We start from the raw sequence: 18,062 nt of genomic DNA on the forward strand, positions 1-18,062 counted from the left end.
GCTCTCGATCCGGCGACCTTACGGATGCCGCGTCCCCCCGCGCGCGCTTGCTCGCATTGCGATGCGTTATGCGCGTAGCGTGTGTTCTGCGCATTTCGCGCACGACGTCGTCCGGGAGGTGCGCATGCGGTTCGCCACGAGGATGCTCGTCGTGCAGGTCGCGACCCAGGTCGTCGTCGTCGCCGTCTGCACCGCCGTCTTCGCGTGGCTGGGCGTGCAGCAGCTGAAGGCCGAGGCCGACTCCTCGGCCCTGAACATCGCCCGCTCGGTCGCCGAAGCCCCCGAGGTGCGCGACCTCGTCGCCGTGTTCTCCGCCGACCCCGGTACCCCGGATGCCGCGGGCCTGCGCGACGGCGACCTCCAGCACTACGCCGCCGACGTCACCGCGCGTACGGAGGGGCTGTTCGTGGTGATCACCGACGATCACGGCATCCGGTTGGCCCACCCCGATCCGGACCGGCTCGGCCAGGTCGTCAGCACGAGCTTCGCCGACGCGCTCGCCGGGCGCGAGGTGGTCACCTGGGAGACGGGCACGCTGGGGGAGTCGGCGCGCGCGAAGGTCCCGATCTATCCGCCCGGCGGCGGCGCCCCGGTGGGCGAGGTGAGCGTCGGCTTCGAACGCGCCAGCGTGTTCGACGACCTCCCGGCCCTCCTCGGCGGTATCGCCGTGGCGGTGCTGCTGGCCGTGGCGATCGGGGCGCTCGTGGCCCTGCTGATGCGCCGCCGCCTCGAGCGCGTGACGCTCGGCGTGCAGCCCGAGGAGCTCGTGACGCTCGTGCAGACCCAGACGGCGGTGCTCGAGAGCGCCGACGAGGGCGTGCTCGCCGTCGACGACGCCGAGGTCGTGCGGGTGTGCACGGCCGCGGCTGCGCGGCTGCTCGGCGTCGACGACGCCGTGGGCCGGCCCCTGTCGGCCCTCGACCTGCCGCCCGCCGTCGCCGCGGCCCTCGCGGGGGCCGGGGCGCCGAACGGTCTGCCGCTCGGCGACCGGGTCGTGTTCATCGACGTGCGTCCGGTGCGCCGCGGCGCACGCACCCTGGGCCGCGTCGCCGTGCTGCGCGACCGCACCGACCTCGCGGCCCTGTCGGGGCGGCTCGACAGCGTGCGAGCGATGGGCGACGCCCTGCGGGTCCAGCGGCACGAGAACGCCAACCGCCTGCACGCGGCGGTCGGCCTGCTCGACGCCGGCCGCACGGCGGAGGCGCGCGCATTCCTCGCCGAGCTCGTCGACCGGGGCTCGGTGGACTGGGCGGTGCCCGGGATCGACCTCGTGGGGGACGCGATGCTGCAGTCGTTCCTCGGCGCGAAGGCTCTCGCCGCGCGCGAACGCGGGGTGTCTTTCCGCGTGGCCGACGACACCTTCCTCAGCGGGACGATCGCCGAGGTGGAAGACGTCGTGGCCGTGCTCGGCAACCTCGTCGACAACGCCGTGACCGCGGCGGCATCCGGGGTCGAACCGCGAGAGGTCGAGGTGGCGGTGCTGGGCGATGGAGACGCGGTCGTGGTGACGGTGAGCGACACGGGCGGCGGCATCGCCGACGCCGAGGCCGCGTTCGCACCGCGCGAGCGCGACGACGACCCGGCGGCCGTGCACGGTCTGGGCATCGGTTTGCCGCTCTCGCGAGAGCTCGCCCGTCGCCGGGGTGGCGAGGTGTGGGTGGTCGATCCCGGTGGCGACGGCCGCGGAGCGACCGTGGCGGCACGCCTTCCGGGCGTGCGGGCAGGAGAGAGCGAATGACCGACATCCGCGTCCTCGTCGTCGACGACGACTTCCGCGTGGCCGGGTTGCATCGCGACGCCGTCGCCGCGCGCCCCGGGTTCGCCGCCCTCGAACCGGCCCGCACGGTGGGGGAGGCTCGCGCCGCCGTCTCCACGCACGCGCCGGACCTCGTGCTCGCCGACGTGTACCTCCCCGACGGTGACGGGATCGAGTTCGTCCGCTCGATCGCCACCGACGCCTTCGTGCTCTCGGCCGCGACCGACGCCGCCACCGTCCGCCGCGCCTTCACCGCGGGCGCCCTCGCCTATCTCGTGAAGCCGTTCGACACGCGGATCCTCGCCGAGCGCCTCGACCGGTACGCGCGCTTCCGCAACCTGCTCTCGAGCCCCCGGCCCCTCGCGCAGGACGACATCGACCGCGCGGCATCCCTGCTGCGGGGCGAGCGCGAGCAGGCCTCCCTCGCCCGTTCCGCCACCGAGCAGACGGTGCTGGCCGCTCTCGGCGACGCCGAGGCATCGGCCACCGAGGTGGCGGATCGCATCGGCGTCTCGCGCGCGACCGCCCAGCGGCACCTCACCGCCCTCGCGGAGCGCGGCCTGGTGCAGGTGAGTCTGCGCTACGGCACGACCGGTCGCCCCGAGCATCGGTTCCGCGCGGGGGACTGACGGCGGCTATCGCTCCGGTGCGGCCATGCCGGAGCCTGTCCCGCTTCCGGCTGCCTGAGCGCAGCCTCGACGACCGCTTCCGGACATGCGGCGTCGGAATCGGGACACGGCGGTTCGGGATGCCGCGCGCTCAGGCCTCCAGCACGGCCCACCCGCGCGGACCGAGGTCGATCCGGCCCTCCGACGGCGCTCCCTCACCGGCGACCACCGTCCGCCCGTCGGCGATCGGCAGGGACACCGGCTCCTCGCCGATGTTCACCGCCACGACCACGGCGTCGTCTCCGATCGCGGTCCGCAGCACGAGGGCCGTGTTCGAGACCTTGACCACGTCGGTGTGCGCTCGCCACAGCCACGGCTTGCGGCGGCGCAGGGCGATCAGGGCCTGGTGGGCGTGGAGGATGCGGTCATCGGCATCCACGTCGGCGGGGGTGGGCGGGAAGGCGGGGCGCACGGCGTCGTCGCCGCCGAGGCGCTCCTCCTTCAGGCCGGTCCAGCCGAACTCGTCGCCGGCGTACACCGAGGGGGTGCCCGCCACGGTGAACAGCACCGCCAGGGCGTGCGGCACGAACCCGGCGCCGACGGCGGAGGCGATGCGGGTGACGTCGTGGTTGCCGACGAAGGTCTGCGGGGCGTAGGTCGCCAACAGCTCGTCGTGGCGTTCGACGGCGTGGCTGAGTTCGAAGAGGTTGCCGTCGGCGATCCCGTGCCAGATGCCCTGCCACAGCTCGTACTGCGTCAGCGAGTCCATGGTCGACGCGCGCACGATCGACGGGCCGTCGCCGTGGATGACCTCGCCGAGGAACCACGCCTCCGGGAAGCGCTCGCGCACGCGCGGCAGCACCTCCGCCCAGAACGCGGGCGGCACCGCGTAGGCGGCATCCAGTCGCCACCCGTCGATGCCCCGCTCGAGCCAATGGCACATGACCTCGACGACGAGGTCGACGGCGGCGGGCGAGGAGTGATCGAGCGCGACCAGCGCGTCATGACCCTCGAAGACCTCGGCCTCGAACCGGCCGTCGGTCCACTGCCCGCGGAACAATTGCGGACCGTCCTCCGTCAGGTCCTGGAACGCCGGGTGCCCACGCCCCACGTGGTTGAACACCCCGTCGAGCAGGATCCGGATGCCGCGCTCCCGCGCCGCGGCCACGAGGGCGTCGAAATCGCCGTCGTCTCCCAGCCGCGGGTCGATGCGGAAGTGATCGACGGTGTCGTAGCCGTGCGTCTCGGACGCGAAGACCGGCCCGAGCAGCAGCCCGTTCAGCCCGAGCGCGATGACGTGGTCGAGCCACGGCTCGAGCCGGTCCAGTCGGTGCGTGGGCTCGGCATCCGGGTTCACCCCGTCGCGGATCGGCGCGCCGACGAATCCCAGCGGGTAGACGTGCCACCACATGACGTGCTCGGGCCACGACGGCATGAGTGCTCCTTCGTCCGGCGGGATCGACGCCGGGCTTCCTCGACGCTATCCGGCGGCTCCTCGCTTCCCGCCCGGGTTGCGCCCTTCTCCCCACCCCCTCACGTGAGGTGCCAGGGTGTGTCGCCTCGGGGGCCCGGAAGCGACGCTTCCTGGCACCTCGCGCGGCTCGCCGCGGCGCGTCAGATCACGCCCGGGCGCGATCCTCCGGCAGAGCGAACGCGTCGAGGTCCAGCGCACGCGAGCGCGCGGACTCGACGGCGGCGGAGACGGCGCCGATCGACACGATGTCGGCCCCCAGCGTCGAGGCCACGATCTGCGGCGGGGGCAGGTGCAGCGAATCGGGAATCGCGTCGAGGGCTGCCTCGATGATGGGCCCCGCGCCCGCGGCGATCGCCCCCGATACGACGATCCGCTCCACGTCGAAGAGACTGCCGAACATCGCGGCCACCCCGGCGAGCGCCGGGCCCACCTCGCGTGCCGCGGACAGAGCACCGGCATCACCCGAGGCCGCCAGATCGAGCACGGTCTTGGCATCGAGGCTCTCGGGGTCGAGACCGTGCAGCGCGCTGTCGGGTGGGACGGTTCCGGATGCCAAGGCCGTCCGCGCCGCGTCGACGCACCGGGGTGCGAGGCCCCACGCACTTCCGACACCCTCGACCTGGTCGAAGGCCACCGTCTCTCCGGCTCCGCCGTGCGCGCCGCGAAGGAGCCTGCCGTCGACGCTGATCCCCGCGCCGAAGCGCTCTCCCGAGAGGAGCGCGACGTAATTGTCGCAGCCCACGGCGGCCCCGTGCGTCCCCTCGGCCACCGCGGCGAGGGTGGCGTCGTTCTCGATGCGGACCACGGGTGCCCAGGCTGCGAACGTGTCCACGAAGTCGGGGTTCATCCGTGCCCAGAAGCCGTCGTGGTGCACGGGCGAGCGGCCCGCGCGGTCGACCGGCGCCGGCACGCCGACGCACAGGGCGACGATGTCGTCGCGCGAACGGCGGGCGCGGGTGAGTGCGGCGCCGACCGTCGCCTCGGCGGCGCGGCGACGCCGTTCGGGGGAGTCGAGCTCGGGGTCGACCCGCAGCCGCGAAGTGCCCAGGGTGGCTCCCCGCAGGTCGGCGACGGTCGCCGTGAGGTGTCCCCGCCCGGCGTCGATGCCGACGACCGCCCCGGCCTCGGGGCGGAAGGCGAAACGGCGCGCGGGTCGCCCCTTCGAGTACTCGCCGACCGCTCGCGCGTTCGGCATCTCCGCGAGCAGGCCGCGCGTGGTCAACTCGTCGAGCACGTCGATCGCCGTGGATCGCGTGAGACCGACCGCCGCGATCACGTCGCTCGCGGTGAACGCATCGGCGTCCCAGACGCGCGCCAGCACCGCGTCGAGGTTGTGGCGGCGCAGTGACGGCGTCGTCGTCATGGCATCCATCGGCACTCTTGACCCCCTCGGCCTCGACTGCAATACTGCCTGCACGACATTGATTTGGCGAGTAGATTTACTCACCGACACAACATATTCGCAGTGCGGCGGAGGAGGAACCAGGTGTCGACGAAGATGAGGGCCCGGCGACGATGGGTCGCGGCGACCGCGGTGGGGGTGCTCGGGGCGAGCCTGCTGGCGGGGTGCTCCGCCGACGGCCGCGAGACGATCCGCTTCACCTTCAGCAAGCGCGAGGCGCTGACGTTCATGAACGACGTCGTCGCGCAGTACAACGCCTCGCAAGACCGGGTGCGCGTCGAGATGGACAGCTCCGGCGTCGACGTCGTCTCCGCCAGCTTCGTCCGCGGCAACCCGCCCGACATCATGCTCGCCAACTACAACTACGAGGTCGCCCGCTTCGTGCAGCGCTGCGCGCTCAGCGATCTCAGCGGGACCGAGGCCGCGGCCGGCGTGCGAGAAGACCTGCAGCCCTTCATGGACCAGTACGGCTCGTGCGAAGGCCGCACGAGCGCGCTGCCCTACTCGGTGATGGCCGCGTCGGTCATCTTCAACGAGCAGATCTTCGACCAGCTCGACCTCGAGGTCCCCACCACCTGGGACGAGCTCCTGCAGGTCTCCGACACCCTGCAGCAGAACGGCATCACGCCGTTCTACGGCACCTTCAAAGACGACTGGACCGTGGCCCAGGGGTGGTACGACTACGCCGTGGGCGGCTCGCTCGACACCCTCGAGTTCTTCGACGGCCTCGCCGCCGAGGGCGATCAGGTGGGACCGGGCTCGCAGGTGTCGTTCGCCAAGGACTTCACCGAGCCGATGAACCGCATGATCGAGCTGGCTTCGACCTATACGAACCCGGATGCCGAGAGCCGGGCCTACGGCGACGGCAACCTCGCGTTCGCCCAGGGGCGGGCCGCCATGTACCTCCAGGGTCCGTGGGCGCTCGGCGAGATCGCGAAGACCTCGCCCGACCTGCCCGTCGGCACCTTCCCCCTGCCGATGACCGACGACCCCGACGACCGGAAGGTCCGGGTCAACATGGACCTCGCGGCGATCATCCCCGAGGCCTCCCGTCACCAGGATGCCGCCCGCGACTTCCTCGAATACCTGTATCGGCCCGAGATCATCGAGGCGTACAACGAGTCACAGCTCGGCTTCGCCCCCACGAAGGACGCCCCACCCCCGAGCGACCCCCGGGTCGCGGGGATGATCCCCTTCTACGAGGAGGGGCGCATCTATCAGGGCGCCTCGGTGCTCGTGCCCAAGACCATCCCGACCTTCAACTACGCGCAGGCGATGATCTTCGGCGCCTCGCCCGAGACCACCCTGCGCACGATGGACGAGGACTGGTCGCGGCTCGCCTTCCGCCAGCCGCCCGCCTCGACGACCGACGCATCCGGCGAGGAGGCCGAGCGATGACCACCACGACCACGATCGTCACGGGCGGGAGAGCGAGCGCTCGGCGCAGCACCCGCCGCGTCGAGCCGATCTACTACCTGTTCCTGCTGCCCACGCTGGTGCTGTTCACCCTCGCCATCACCGTCCCGGGCCTCATCGGTATCTTCTTCAGCTTCACCGACTCGATCGGCATCGGCGAGTGGAGCTTCACCGGTCTGACCAACTACATCGCGATCTTCAGCGACCCGGCGATCCTGCAGGCGTACCTGTTCACGTTCGGCTTCTCGATCGCGACCGTCGTCGTGGTCAACATCGCTGCGTTCCTGCTCGCCGTCGGCCTCACCGCGCAGATCCGGTTCAAGAAGGCGCTGCGCACGGTGTTCGTGATCCCGATGGTCATCTCGGGCATCATCATCGCCTACGTCTTCAACTTCCTCTTCAGCAACTCCGTGCCCGAGGCGGGTGCCGCCCTCGGCATCCCGTGGCTCGAGACGAGCCTGCTCGCCAACCCCGACCTCGCGTGGGTCGCCATCGTCGTCGTCACCGCGTGGCAGGCGATCCCCGGCACGCTCCTCATCTACATCGCGGGACTGCTGGCGGTGCCGGGCGACGTGTACGAGGCCGCCGGTCTCGACGGGGCGAGCAAGACGCAGCAGCTGCTGCGCATCACCCTGCCCCTCGTGGCCGGATACGTCGTGATCAACGTCATCCTGGGCTTCAAGGGCTTCCTCAACGCCTACGACATCATCGTCGGGCTCACCGGCGGCGGACCCGGCACGGCGACGCGCAGCGTCGCGATGTCGATCATCCTCGGCTTCAACGGAGGCGACTACGCGTACCAGATGGCGAACGCGGCGCTCTTCTTCATCGTCGCCGTCGTCATCTCGCTCCTGCAGCTCTCGCTGACCCGGGGAAGGAACACCCTGTCATGACCGCTCTCAATCAGCCCGCGCTCGCCTTCGAGCAGGCCGAGCTCGCCGTCCCCGAACGGCAGGGCGCCCAGCCGGCGCGCCGCCGCATCCGCCGCGTGGGCGCCGAGCGCATCAGCTGGTCGACGACGACCATCCTCGTGCTCTGCGCGCTGACGGTGCTCCTGCCTCTGTACGTCACCGTGTCGATGGCGTTGAAGAGCGGGACGCAGGTCGTCGACGGCAACGCCTTCTCGCTTCCGTCGCCGGTCAGCTTCGACGGCTTCGTGCAGGCCTGGACCCTCACGAAGTTCCCGGTGGGGCTGGCGGTCTCGCTGCTGGTCACCGCGGGAACGGTCGTGGCGACCATCATCCTCGCGGCCTTCGCCTCCTACGCGATCGCGCGCAACTGGGATCGCAAACTGTTCCGGTACTCGTTCTTCTACCTGCTCGCGGCGATGTTCATCCCCTTCCCGGTGGTGGCGCTCCCGCAGATCCAGCTCACCGGACGCGTGGGTCTGGACAACCCGGCGGGCGTGATCATCCTCGCCACGATGTTCCAGCTGAGCTTCAGCGTCCTGCTGTTCACGGCGTTCCTGCGCTCGATCCCGCTCGAGCTGGAAGAGAGCGCGCGCATCGACGGGGCCACGACCTGGCAGACGTTCTGGCGGCTCATCTTCCCGCTGCTGGCGCCGATGAGCGCCACGGTCGGGATCTTCGCCTTCCTCTACGCCTGGAACGACTTCATGATGCCCTCGCTCATCATCAGCGACCCGGCCCTGCAGACCCTGCCGGTGCGCCAGAACCTCTTCCAGACCCAGTTCAGCAACAACTACAACGTCGCCTTCGCCTCGTACCTCATGGCCATGGCTCCCGCGATCGTCGCCTACCTCTTCACCCAGCGATGGGTGATGGCCGGCGTCACGCAGGGCGCCGTCAAGGGCTGACAGACCCTCCCCCCCCCGAAAGGAACACCGTGACCACCGCCGCACCCTCCGTGCACGCCCGCGAGCTCTCCGACGCCCCCGACTGGTGGCGCCAGGCCGTGGTGTACCAGGTCTACCCCCGCAGCTTCGCCGACACGAACGGCGACGGCCTGGGCGACATCCCCGGCATCACCTCTCGCGTTCCGTACCTGGCGGAGCTGGGGGTGGATGCCATCTGGCTCAGCCCCTTCTACCCCTCGGCGCTCGCCGACGGCGGATACGACGTCGCCGACTACCGCGACGTCGACCCGCGGCTGGGGACCTTGGCCGACATGGACGAGCTCATCGCGCAGCTGCACGCCCACGGCATCCGGGTCGTCGTCGACATCGTGCCGAACCACACCTCGAACGACCACGCGTGGTTTCAGGAGGCGCTGGCCGCCGGTCGCGGCTCGGCCGCGCGCGACCGCTACATCTTCCGCGAGGGCACCGGTCCCGACGGGGCGGAGCCGCCGACCGACTGGGTGTCGGTGTTCGGCGGGTCGGGGTGGGAGCGAGTGGCGGACGGCCAGTGGTACTTCCACAACTTCGACGTCTCGCAGCCCGATCTCAACTGGGCGAACCCGGAGGTGCGCGCCGACTTCGTGAAGACTCTGCGCTTCTGGAGCGACCGCGGGGTGGACGGTTTCCGCATCGACGTCGCGCACATGCTCACGAAGGACCTCAGCGAGCCGCTCCCCTCCCAGGCCGCACTCGACGCGATGCCGATCGACGGAAACCACCCGCTGCTCGACCGCGACGACGTGCACGAGGTCTACGCCGAGTGGCGCGCTGTCTTCAACGAGTACGACCCGCCCCGGACGGCCGTGGCCGAGGCCTGGGTGCACCCCTCGCGGGTGCCGTTGTACGCCCGGGCCGAGAGCCTGGGCCAGTCGTTCAACTTCGACCTGCTCGAGGCCGACTTCGACGCGGGGCAGTTCCGCCGCATCGTGGCCGACAATCTCTCGCTCGCCGCCGAGTCGGGGTCGTCGACCACGTGGGTGCTGTCGAACCACGACGTGGTGCGTCACGCCACCCGCTACGGCCTGCCCCACGCCGAGCGCGGCGCCGATGGGCGGCCGACCCTCAAGCACGGCAACGAGTGGTTGCTCTCGGGCGGGCAGACGCCGACTCTCGACGCCGAGCGGGGAGAGCGGCGCGCGCGGGCCGCGGCTCTGTTCGTGCTCGGTCTGCCGGGTTCGGCATACCTGTACCAGGGTGAGGAGCTGGGCCTGCACGAGGTCGCCGAGATCTCCGACGACGAACGCCAGGACCCGACCTTCTTCCGCAGCCGCGGCATCGATCAGGGTCGCGACGGATGCCGCGTCCCCCTGCCCTGGAGCGAGAACGGCCCCTCGTTCGGCTTCGGCGAGGGCGGGGCGCACCTGCCGCAGCCGGAGTGGTTCTCCACCTACGCCGTCGACCTGCAGGACGGCGACCCCGCGTCGACGCTCTCGCTGTACCGCCGCGCCCTCGATCTGCGTCACGCGCTGCAGACCGATGAGCGGCTCGAGTGGATCGATGCCGGTCGCGACGACGTCGTCGCCTTCGCCCGCCCGAACGGCTGGACGATCGTGACGAACTTCGGCACCGGACCGGCACCGCTGCCGGCGGGGGAGGTGCTGCTGTCGAGCCGTCCGCTTGAGGGCGGGGCGCTCGCCGGGGAGTCGACGGCCTGGATCCGCCGCGCCTGACCCGCTCGAGCACGCAAGCCCCGACGCGACGCGCCGGGGCTTGCGTGCTCGTCCGCCCGGCGCCCGCGCCATCTCTCGTCGAGTGTCCATGACACGCCGTGTCGCCCTCGGTGGCTGCGGCGCGTTCTGGACAGTCGACGGAAACGCGTGACCCAGCGCGAGCCTCAGCCCACCCGCACCCACCCGTCGTCGCGGCGCTCGATCGCGCCAGCCGCGGCGAAGGCGTCGAGCCACCCGCCCATCGGCCAGGAGCCCCAGCGGTCCGCGAAGGTGCGCCCGTTCCGGAGGATGTCGTCGAGGTGCTGCCACGGCGGCGAAGACACCGGATGCCACTGGTGGTACGCGTCGGCACCGCCCACCCACCGCATCTCGACGCCGCGGTCCCTCGCGGTCCACGCCAGGTCGGTGTCCTCGGCGCCGTAGCCCTCGTAGCCGGGGTGGAAACCGCCGATCCGTGCCCAGGTCTCCGGTGTCGCGGCGAACGACAGCGACCAGAACAGGTCGTATTCGGCGGGGGTGGCCGGGCGTGTCTGCCCGGCGGCGAGCGACGGCCGGGCCCGGTGCGGGCGGGTGTGCGCGGGCAGTTCTGCGGCGCGTTCGGGGCGCTGCACGCTCGTGAGATACGTCACCGCGCCCGACAGCAGGGCGTCGGGGTGCGCGGCCGCCGCGGACCGGTACGCCGGGAGCAGCCCGTCGCCCGGGAGGCAGTCCACGTCGAGGAAGACGAGCAGGTCGGCTCCCGCAGCGATCGCCGCCTCCGCCGCACGATTGCGTCCCTCACCCACCCGCATACCCCGGGGGCCCGGGGGAAGGTGCAGCGTGAGGGTGTCGGCATCCGGGATGCCGGCGGGCGGCGCCGCATCGAGCCAGGCCTCCACGCGCACGATGTCGGGTGCGACCTCGGCGAGGACGCGACGCTGACGCGCGAGGTGGTCGCGCCGACCACTCGAGGCGACGGTGAGGACGGCGGTGGTCACGGCAGGACCGCTTCGACGGCCTCGGCCAGGCGGCGCGCGGCTCCGGCGACCTGCCACCGCGACCAGTCGGGCGCGTCATCTGCTGCACGCTCGACGAGAGCGACGAGGTCGGCGGCTCCGACGCCCTGCTCGGCGCGACGCGCGAGCCCCCACTGCTCGAGCGCTTCGGCGGTGTGGTGCTGCTCCTCGAAGGGGCGGTCCTGCGCGATGACCACGGCGCGCGCCTCGGCGGCGGCCAGGTCGGCGACGCTGTTTTGTCCGGCGGCGCTGACCACGACGGTGCTGCCGGTGATGAGGGGCCACGGGTCGTCGACGCGCGAGGCGTCGTCGTGCCCGACGGTCCCGACGTCCCATCCGCGAGCGGAGAGCTCCGCCGTCGCGTGCGCCCGCACCTCGGGCTCGAGCACGCGGCCGAGGAACAGCACCGAGCGTCCGGGAGAGCGTTCGGTCCGCGGTCGTCCTTCGTAGCGCGAGACCCCACCGGTCCACACGACGCGATCACCGTGCGCCGACAAACCGGCGCGGGGCACGGCCCCGTGCGCCCACGGGGCGATGATCCGGTCGGCGAGGGCGTACGCGAGCGCGTGCGGGGCGTCGGTGCGCGTGCCGGGCTGGGTCACCGCGATCGTGCGCAGCCCCAGGAGGCGCGCGAAGGCGACCACCTCCGCGCTGACGTCCACGACGAACGCGCGCAGGTCCCGCTCACTCGCGACGGCGGCGATCCGCGCCAGTCGCGCGCGGTGGCCGGGGTGATCGTGGGGTGCCCAGTGCAGGTGTCCGCGCGCGGTCGGGTCGGCGTCGCGCGGGTCGTGGCTCTCGCCGTCGGGACCCTCGACGACGTCGGCGTCGGCCGGAAGGCGCACCCAGTCGACCGCGGGGTCCAGCCCGTCGGGGCGGGCCATCGACGAGAACGCCACGACGGGGCAGCGCAGGTGGGGCTGCACGGCGAGGAACCGCGCGACGTGCCCGTACCCGTGATGGTGGATGTACCAGCCGATCAACACGACACCGCCGGCACGCGCCGCGCGGCGACGGGCTGTGCGGTGTAGGCGAGCACGCGTTCGACCTCGCGGTACCGCTGGGCGAGCGAGTGCTGGCGGACGGCGGCGCGCCGTGTCCACACGCGGGTGAGCGGTTCGCGTGCGCCCTCTTCGGCGAGCTGGGATGCCGCCTGCGCCAGGGCGACGACGTCTCCGGGCATCACCGTCGCCGATCCCGGCATCCCGGACAGCACCTCCGACACGCCCCCGATGTCGAAGGCGGCCACGGGCGTTCCCGTCGCGAGCGCCTCGGCGATGACGAGACCGAACGGTTCCTCCCACATCGGGGTGACCAGCGCCACGGCCGACGAGCCGACGAGGCGGCACAGGTCGGGCTGGCGGAGGGGGCCGACGTAGCGCGCGTGCGCGCCGAGGCGGGGGACGACCTCCTGCTCGAAGTAGTCGACGTCGCCGATGCGTCCGGCCACCACGATGTGCGCGCCGGCCTCCCGGGCGGCGGCGATCGCCAGGTGCGGGGCCTTCTCGGGCACGATCCGGCCCGACCAGACCCAGGAGGTGCCGCCGTCGCCGCGCGTCCACTGGTCGGTGTCGATGCCGTTGGGGAACACGAACGCGTCGACGCCCTCGGCCGACCAGGCCCGTGCGGTCGCCTGGCTCACGGCGACGAAGCGGTGCGCGCTGTCGCGCACCTCGGCCGCGGCTTCCAGCATCGGCTCGAGCGGCGGGGTGTGCAAAGTCGTCACCACGGGGATGCCGGCCTGGACGCTCCATCGGATCGGGGCGGCGTTCAGACTGTGGTTGTCGACGACGTCGTAGAGGTGCCGGTCGGCGAGCAGGCGCTCGAGGGCGGCGTCGTAGGCCGCGTCGACCGCCTCGGTGTACCCCCGGGGGTAGTCGGTGTCGGACGCGTCCTCGGGTCGTGACCACTCCGGAGTGGGGAGGCGGAATTCCTCCACATCACCGAGGAAATCCGATCCCTCGGCGGCGCACAGCGTCACCTCGTGTCCGCGGGCGCGGAGCCACCGCACGCGGTCCCACACGCACGCTTCGAGACCGCCCGCGTGCGGCTGCCGCAGCGGGTAGCGCGAGGGCGCCACGACGAGCACGCGCAAGGGACGCTGCCCCCGGATCACGCCGCTGCCTCCGCCCGGAGCACGCGGCGATATACCTCGACATGCGCGCGACGGACGGCGTCGAGCTCCTTGAGGCGTTCCTCGCGGCGGCGACGCACCTCCGCCTGCCGTCGCGGCGAGCCCGGGGTGGACCACGCCGGGTCGGTGGCATCCACGATCGCCCGCGCGAGCGAGAGCGGGTCGCCCACGTCGAAGGTGTGGAAATCGCCCGGGTGCTGCGCCGCGATGTGGCCGATCCGCGTGCCGACGACCGGCACCGCGAGGTCGTAGCAGAGCTCGGCCCAGCCCGACTGCGTGCCGTGGCGGTAGGGAAGCAGGCACGCGTCGAGGTCGGCGAGCCAGCGGGCGAGGGCGTCGTCGTCGAGCCGCTCCCCGCGTTCGACGCGCACGCCGTCGGCGTCGCGTGCGAGCAGATCCACGGATGCCGCGGCCTCCTCGTCGCGGACACGCTCGTTCAGCCGTACGATGCCCTCGATCCGGGCGCCCTGGGCGCGGAGGTCGGCGACGGCCCGCACGAGCGTCGCGGTGGTTCCGACGCCGTCGATGTTGGGGCGCAGATCGCGCAGGTGCACGCCGATGCGCGTGACCCCATCGCTCGAGCCGATCGGCACCTCGCCCGCGTCGAGGAGGGTCGGGTGGGGGATCACCGTGGTGGCGCGGCCGGTGAGCCGTCGCACCTCAGCGTCGGCGGTGTCGGTGAGGGTGATCAGGGCGTCGGCACCCGCGGCGAGCACCTCGAGCGATGCCCGGTGGTCCTGCTGATCGTCCAACTGCGGGTTTTCGAGGTCGTGCACCGTGTAGACCAGGGGGCGATTGAGGCGACGCAGTGCGGCCACCGTCTGGCCGAGCTCGTCCGGGCGGTAGGACTCGATCCCGAAGTGCACGTGGACCACGTCGAAGTCCGCGGCGTTCGCCTCGAGCCACGACGGCAGCAGCACCTGCGGCGGCCACCATTGACCGGCGGGTGCACCCGGCGGCGGCGGGTCGGCGAGGAGTGTCACGCGCGCGGGATCCGAGACGGCGACGTTGTAGGGGTGGGCCGACGGAACGGCCGCGACCCGGACCGGGGGGACGGCGATGGCGATGTTCTCTCCTCCTCGTGCATGAGTGCGTGACGGTGCGCGTACCGCATCGCCAGGCGCATCGCAATGCAACGGGGCGGTTGGGACCTCGGTGTCGCCGGCGGATACGTTCACATCATGGGTGGCGAGACGGCGCGGCTGGGAAGCCTTGCGGACCACGGCGACGCGGTGATAGCGCGGCGGTCCCACTACGCGCAGTTCTACGGAGAAGCCCCGGTCCCGGCCGGTTACGGCATCGTCGTCGGCAACTGCCAGGCGGAGTCGCTGCGCCTCGTCGTCGCCTCCGACGCCCTGCCGGCGATCCGCATCCCCGCGGTCCACGAGCTCACCTCCGACGAGGTCCGACGGCTCCACGAACTGCTGCGCGGCGCCGCCTTCCTCGTCGTCCAACCGATCCGCGACGACTACCGCGCTCTGCCGCTCGGCACCGTTCAGCTGCGCGCATCGCTCCCCGCCGGCGCGCGCACGGTGACCGTCCCGGCCGTCCGCTTCGCGGGGCTGCACCCGTTCCAGGCGGTGCTGCGTCTACCCGACTTCCCGGAGGATCCGCCGCTGGTCGCCTACCACGACGTGCGCACGGTCGCCCGGGCCGCGGGGGTCGTCGTCCCCGACGCTCTCCCGCCCGGCGTCGTTCACGCCCTGGCCGACGCGTCCCGCGCCGAGCTGCGGCGCCGCGAGGGCCTCGGTCTCGACGTCGCGGCATCCGATCTGCTCGACCCGGTCGTCGCCGATCTCGCGCGCACCGTCAACCACCCCGGCAATGCGCTCTTCCTCCCCTTGGGTGCGCGCATCGTCGCCGCGCTCGGGCACCCCGGACGCGAGGTCGACCCGGGCCGCCCGATCCTCGCAGGTGTCCTCGCTCCGCTCGAGGACTGGGTCGTCGACGCGTGGAACCTGGATGACGAGCCCCGCCCCGACTGGACCGTCGGCGGGGAGATCCTCCCCGCCGAGGCCGTCCGCGAGGCGCACCTGGCGTACTACGCCGAACGCCCCGAGCTGCTCGCCGCCGTCGTCGCACGCATGACGCCCCTCCTGCGCACCTGGGCGGACGCCGCATGAGCCAGATGCATGCCGCCCCTCCGGTGCTCCTCGTCCATCCCGGGCCCCACGGGGTCGCCGTGTACGCCCGCGACATCGCGGCCGAGGTCGTCCGGGAGGACGGCCGCGCCCGCGTAGCGACGCCCGATGCGCTCGCCGCCCTCTCGCCCGGGACCCCGGTCCACGCCCACGTGACCGATCGGCTGTGGGGAGCGTCGCCCGAGGAGGCCACCCACCACGTGCTCGCCCTGGCGTCGCGCCATCCGTTGACCGTCACGCTCCACGACGTCCCGCAGCTCTCCGACGGAGAGCGCAACCGGCCGCGGCGGCGGGCGTTCTACCGCGCCGTGATCGAGGCTTCGCGCGGGGTCGCCGTCAACAGCGCCCACGAACGCGAGCTGCTGCGCGAAGAGGGAGTGTGGAACGGGCCCGTCGGCGTCGTGCCGCTGCCCGTCGACGCGGTCCCCGCTCTCGCGCCCGCGGAGCACGACGATGCGGTCGGCGTGCTGGGCTACTTCTACCCCGGCAAGGGGCACGACGAGGCGCTCGCCGCGGCGGCGGGGGCCGGCATCCCGCGTCTGACGGTGCTCGGCCGGGCTTCCGAGGGGCACGCCGCAGACCTCGCCGGATTCGTGCAGCGCGCCGCGGACCTCGGCGTCGCGGTCGAGGTGACCGGCTGGCTCGACGACGCCGAGATGGCCGCCCGCGTCGCGCGCGTCGCGGTCCCGGTGATCGCGCATCGGCACGTGTCGGCGTCCGGTTCGCTGGCGTCGTGGATCGGGTGGGGCCGCCGGCCCCTCGCCGCCCGCAACCGCTACGTCGACGAGATGGCGGCTCTGCGTCCCGGAACCCTGACCGTCCTCGACGACGTGGATCTCGCTCCCGCGATCGCGGCCGCCCGCCTCGATCCCGCGTCCACCTGGCACGGAGCCGACCCCGTGCCCTTCGGCCGCGCCGACGCCGCCCGCGCGTACCTGCGCTGGTGGGGCGAGGCCGCCTCGTGAGCGTCGTCGGCGACGGGATGCCGTGGGTCCCGGGCAACCGCTGGGATCTGGTGTCGGAGCGCCACCCGGAGCCCGCGCGGGTGACGGTCGTGGTCACCCACTATGCCCAGCCCGCCGAACTCGCCCGCACGCTCGCCGCTCTCGAGCGGCAGGACCACCCGCGCGACCTCCTCGAGATCGTGGTGGCCGACGACGGTTCGCCGGAGCCGCCCGTGGTGCCTCCCGGGGTGCGTCTCGTGCGGCAGGAGGATCGGGGGTTCCGCGCCGCCGCCGCGCGCAATCTCGGTGCCTCGGTCGCGACCGGCGAGGTGCTGTGCTTCCTCGACGCCGACACCGCCCCGGAACCCGCGTACGTCCGCCGGATCTCACGGCTCCCGGCCCTCCTGCCGGAGGCCGTGACGGTCGGACGCCGCCGTCACGCCGACCTCGCCAGTGCCCCGGTGGACGCCCCCGTCGAGGACGCCGGTCCGCGTCACGAGCTGACCGAGCCGGCCTGGCTCCGCGACGCCTACGCCCGCAGCGCGAACCTGCTGCACGCCGACGACCGCTCCTACCGGTACGTCATCAGCGCGGTGCTCGCCTGCTCCGGCTCGTTCTTCGCCGAGGTCGGTGGCTTCGACGAGTCCTTCTCGTCCTACGGCGGAGAGGACTGGGAATGGGCGCACCGCGCCTGGCAGGCCGGAGCGACTCTGGCCCACGTCCCGGATGCCGTCGCCTGGCATGACGGGCCCGACTGGGCCGGCCGTTCCCACGCCGACCGCGCCGCCGAGGGCAATCGCCAGGCGATGCAGCTGGCCGCCCTGATCCCGGTGGAGGGCTCGCGCGGGCGCGGACTCCTGCCCGTGACCCCCGATCTGGCGTTCCATCTCCCCGGGGGAGTGGATGCCGCCCCCGCCTTCGTCTCTGCCGACTCGCTGCTGGCGGCGTTCCCCCACGCGGCGATCGTGATGGACGCTGTCCCCGACATCGTCGCCCTACGGACCGACCCGCGAGTGGGGGAGCGCCCGATGGACGCGCGCGTCACCGTGCACCTGGATGCGGCGGTCGTCGTCCTCGACGCCGAGGCCCTGCGGTCCGCCCTCGCGGACCTCACGACGGCCCCCATCGGGCGCATCGTTCTCGAAACGGAGGAGGGCGAGCGCGTCGGTATGGCAGAGAGTCGACGTTTCCGACTTCGCTCTCGCAGATGGAACAGCACGGACGTCGCTGAGGAGAGGACCGAGAGAGTGAACGGCCTCCACCGGCTGGGGTCTGCGCCGCAGGTCGAGGCGTGGGTCGGCGGTTGGGGCGGTGTCGAACGCCTCGTGTGATCCGCGTGTTCTCACGGGTGTGGGGGTGCGACACGCCCGGGATGTGGGTGGATTGGCTGTGTGGGCGGGTGCGACGTAAAGTTTTACTTGTTCGCCCCACAGGGGAGAGCGGAGCGGCCGGAAGGCCCCGCGTCCTCTCAAGTGGTGAATCGCTCCCGACATCTGGTCTTGAGAGTTTCGGCTTTCTGGTCTACAGTTGGGGTCCTGCCATTCGGCACACATCCTCATTACGTCCGCCTCTTCGAGGTGCGCTCGTGGTGGTGTGCGTGTTGTGGTGGGCGTATAGAAGTGAACTGCCTCACGGGTAGGTCTTGGTGACTGTTTCTGTGGGTG

15 protein-coding genes are annotated in these 18,062 nt (G+C 72.3%); 9 read left to right on the forward strand and 6 right to left on the reverse strand.

Going from position 1 to position 18,062, the window contains the following annotated elements; genetic code table 11:
- Positions 1-79 precede the first annotated feature (79 nt).
- Positions 80-1,738, forward strand: a complete 1,659-nt coding sequence (locus tag Q9R20_RS08750; RefSeq protein WP_396653675.1) for an ATP-binding protein — start codon at positions 80-82, stop codon at positions 1,736-1,738.
- Positions 1,735-2,385: a response regulator gene (locus tag Q9R20_RS08755; protein WP_311248970.1), complete on the forward strand. Its 651-nt coding sequence runs from the start codon at positions 1,735-1,737 to the stop codon at positions 2,383-2,385. The genes Q9R20_RS08750 and Q9R20_RS08755 overlap by 4 nt, the downstream gene beginning before the upstream one ends.
- 130 nt (positions 2,386-2,515) lie before the next feature.
- On the opposite strand, the gene Q9R20_RS08760 is transcribed toward Q9R20_RS08755, so the two are convergent.
- Both Q9R20_RS08760 and Q9R20_RS08765 read right to left on the reverse strand, forming a co-directional pair.
- The gene (locus Q9R20_RS08760) at positions 2,516-3,799 is read right to left on the reverse strand and encodes an alpha-amylase family glycosyl hydrolase (protein WP_311248971.1); all 1,284 of its coding nucleotides are present in this window, start codon (positions 3,797-3,799) and stop codon (positions 2,516-2,518) included.
- Between the two features lie 184 nt (positions 3,800-3,983).
- Entirely contained in the window at positions 3,984-5,210 is a 1,227-nt protein-coding gene (locus Q9R20_RS08765; RefSeq protein ID WP_311248972.1) for an ROK family protein, read from the reverse strand.
- A 114-nt stretch (positions 5,211-5,324) separates the two neighbouring features.
- On the opposite strand from Q9R20_RS08765, the gene Q9R20_RS08770 reads away from it, so the two are divergent.
- Genes Q9R20_RS08770 through Q9R20_RS08785 form a run of 4 tightly spaced genes read left to right on the forward strand, consistent with a single transcriptional unit; the run spans position 5,325 to position 10,184 of the window.
- Positions 5,325-6,638 (forward strand): ABC transporter substrate-binding protein, encoded by a 1,314-nt coding sequence (locus tag Q9R20_RS08770; protein WP_311248973.1) that lies wholly within the window; start codon positions 5,325-5,327, stop codon positions 6,636-6,638.
- On the forward strand, positions 6,635-7,549 hold the full coding sequence (locus tag Q9R20_RS08775; protein ID WP_311248974.1) for a sugar ABC transporter permease: 915 nt from the start codon (positions 6,635-6,637) through the stop codon (positions 7,547-7,549). Before Q9R20_RS08770 ends, Q9R20_RS08775 begins: the two co-directional genes overlap by 4 nt.
- The gene (locus Q9R20_RS08780) at positions 7,546-8,472 is read left to right on the forward strand and encodes a carbohydrate ABC transporter permease (RefSeq protein ID WP_311248975.1); all 927 of its coding nucleotides are present in this window, start codon (positions 7,546-7,548) and stop codon (positions 8,470-8,472) included. The genes Q9R20_RS08775 and Q9R20_RS08780 overlap by 4 nt, the downstream gene beginning before the upstream one ends.
- Positions 8,473-8,501: 29 nt before the next feature.
- Complete coding sequence (locus tag Q9R20_RS08785) at positions 8,502-10,184, forward strand: glycoside hydrolase family 13 protein (RefSeq protein WP_311248976.1); 1,683 nt, start codon at positions 8,502-8,504, stop codon at positions 10,182-10,184.
- Positions 10,185-10,348: 164 nt separating this feature from the next.
- On the opposite strand, the gene Q9R20_RS08790 is transcribed toward Q9R20_RS08785, so the two are convergent.
- The 4 genes from Q9R20_RS08790 to Q9R20_RS08805 are packed head-to-tail and all read right to left on the reverse strand — an operon-like array spanning position 10,349 to position 14,536.
- The gene (locus Q9R20_RS08790; protein ID WP_311248977.1) at positions 10,349-11,161 is read right to left on the reverse strand and encodes a galactosyltransferase-related protein; all 813 of its coding nucleotides are present in this window, start codon (positions 11,159-11,161) and stop codon (positions 10,349-10,351) included.
- Positions 11,158-12,165 carry a hypothetical protein gene (locus tag Q9R20_RS08795; protein ID WP_311248978.1) on the reverse strand — a complete coding sequence of 336 codons (1,008 nt, stop codon included), beginning with the start codon at positions 12,163-12,165 and terminating at the stop codon, positions 11,158-11,160. The genes Q9R20_RS08790 and Q9R20_RS08795 overlap by 4 nt, the downstream gene beginning before the upstream one ends.
- Complete coding sequence (locus Q9R20_RS08800) at positions 12,159-13,295, reverse strand: glycosyltransferase (RefSeq protein ID WP_311248979.1); 1,137 nt, start codon at positions 13,293-13,295, stop codon at positions 12,159-12,161. The genes Q9R20_RS08795 and Q9R20_RS08800 overlap by 7 nt, the downstream gene beginning before the upstream one ends.
- The gene (locus Q9R20_RS08805; RefSeq protein ID WP_311248980.1) at positions 13,292-14,536 is read right to left on the reverse strand and encodes a glycosyltransferase; all 1,245 of its coding nucleotides are present in this window, start codon (positions 14,534-14,536) and stop codon (positions 13,292-13,294) included. The genes Q9R20_RS08800 and Q9R20_RS08805 overlap by 4 nt, the downstream gene beginning before the upstream one ends.
- On the opposite strand from Q9R20_RS08805, the gene Q9R20_RS08810 reads away from it, so the two are divergent.
- Genes Q9R20_RS08810 through Q9R20_RS08820 form a run of 3 tightly spaced genes read left to right on the forward strand, consistent with a single transcriptional unit; the run spans position 14,444 to position 17,729 of the window.
- Positions 14,444-15,436 (forward strand): WcbI family polysaccharide biosynthesis putative acetyltransferase, encoded by a 993-nt coding sequence (locus tag Q9R20_RS08810; protein WP_311248981.1) that lies wholly within the window; start codon positions 14,444-14,446, stop codon positions 15,434-15,436. The two genes, Q9R20_RS08805 and Q9R20_RS08810, sit on opposite strands and share 93 nt — an antisense overlap.
- Complete coding sequence (locus tag Q9R20_RS08815; RefSeq protein ID WP_311248982.1) at positions 15,433-16,419, forward strand: hypothetical protein; 987 nt, start codon at positions 15,433-15,435, stop codon at positions 16,417-16,419. The genes Q9R20_RS08810 and Q9R20_RS08815 overlap by 4 nt, the downstream gene beginning before the upstream one ends.
- Complete coding sequence (locus Q9R20_RS08820; RefSeq protein WP_311248983.1) at positions 16,416-17,729, forward strand: glycosyltransferase; 1,314 nt, start codon at positions 16,416-16,418, stop codon at positions 17,727-17,729. The genes Q9R20_RS08815 and Q9R20_RS08820 overlap by 4 nt, the downstream gene beginning before the upstream one ends.
- Positions 17,730-18,062: the final 333 nt, after the last annotated feature.

This window comes from Microbacterium sp. PRF11, assembly GCF_031844085.1.
GTDB lineage: Bacteria > Actinomycetota > Actinomycetes > Actinomycetales > Microbacteriaceae > Microbacterium.

Bases quoted from the DNA above. Each gene is read 5' to 3' on its own strand.
- Q9R20_RS08775 (WP_311248974.1), top strand. From the start codon at position 6,635: ATGACCACCACGACCACGATCGTCACGGGCGGGAGAGCGAGCGCTCGG.
- Q9R20_RS08815 (WP_311248982.1), top strand. From the start codon at position 15,433: ATGAGCCAGATGCATGCCGCCCCTCCGGTGCTCCTCGTCCATCCCGGG.
- Q9R20_RS08810 (WP_311248981.1), top strand. From the start codon at position 14,444: ATGCAACGGGGCGGTTGGGACCTCGGTGTCGCCGGCGGATACGTTCAC.
- Q9R20_RS08780 (WP_311248975.1), top strand. From the start codon at position 7,546: ATGACCGCTCTCAATCAGCCCGCGCTCGCCTTCGAGCAGGCCGAGCTC.
- Q9R20_RS08760 (WP_311248971.1), bottom strand. From the start codon at position 3,799: ATGCCGTCGTGGCCCGAGCACGTCATGTGGTGGCACGTCTACCCGCTG.
- Q9R20_RS08755 (WP_311248970.1), top strand. From the start codon at position 1,735: ATGACCGACATCCGCGTCCTCGTCGTCGACGACGACTTCCGCGTGGCC.
- Q9R20_RS08765 (WP_311248972.1), bottom strand. From the start codon at position 5,210: ATGGATGCCATGACGACGACGCCGTCACTGCGCCGCCACAACCTCGAC.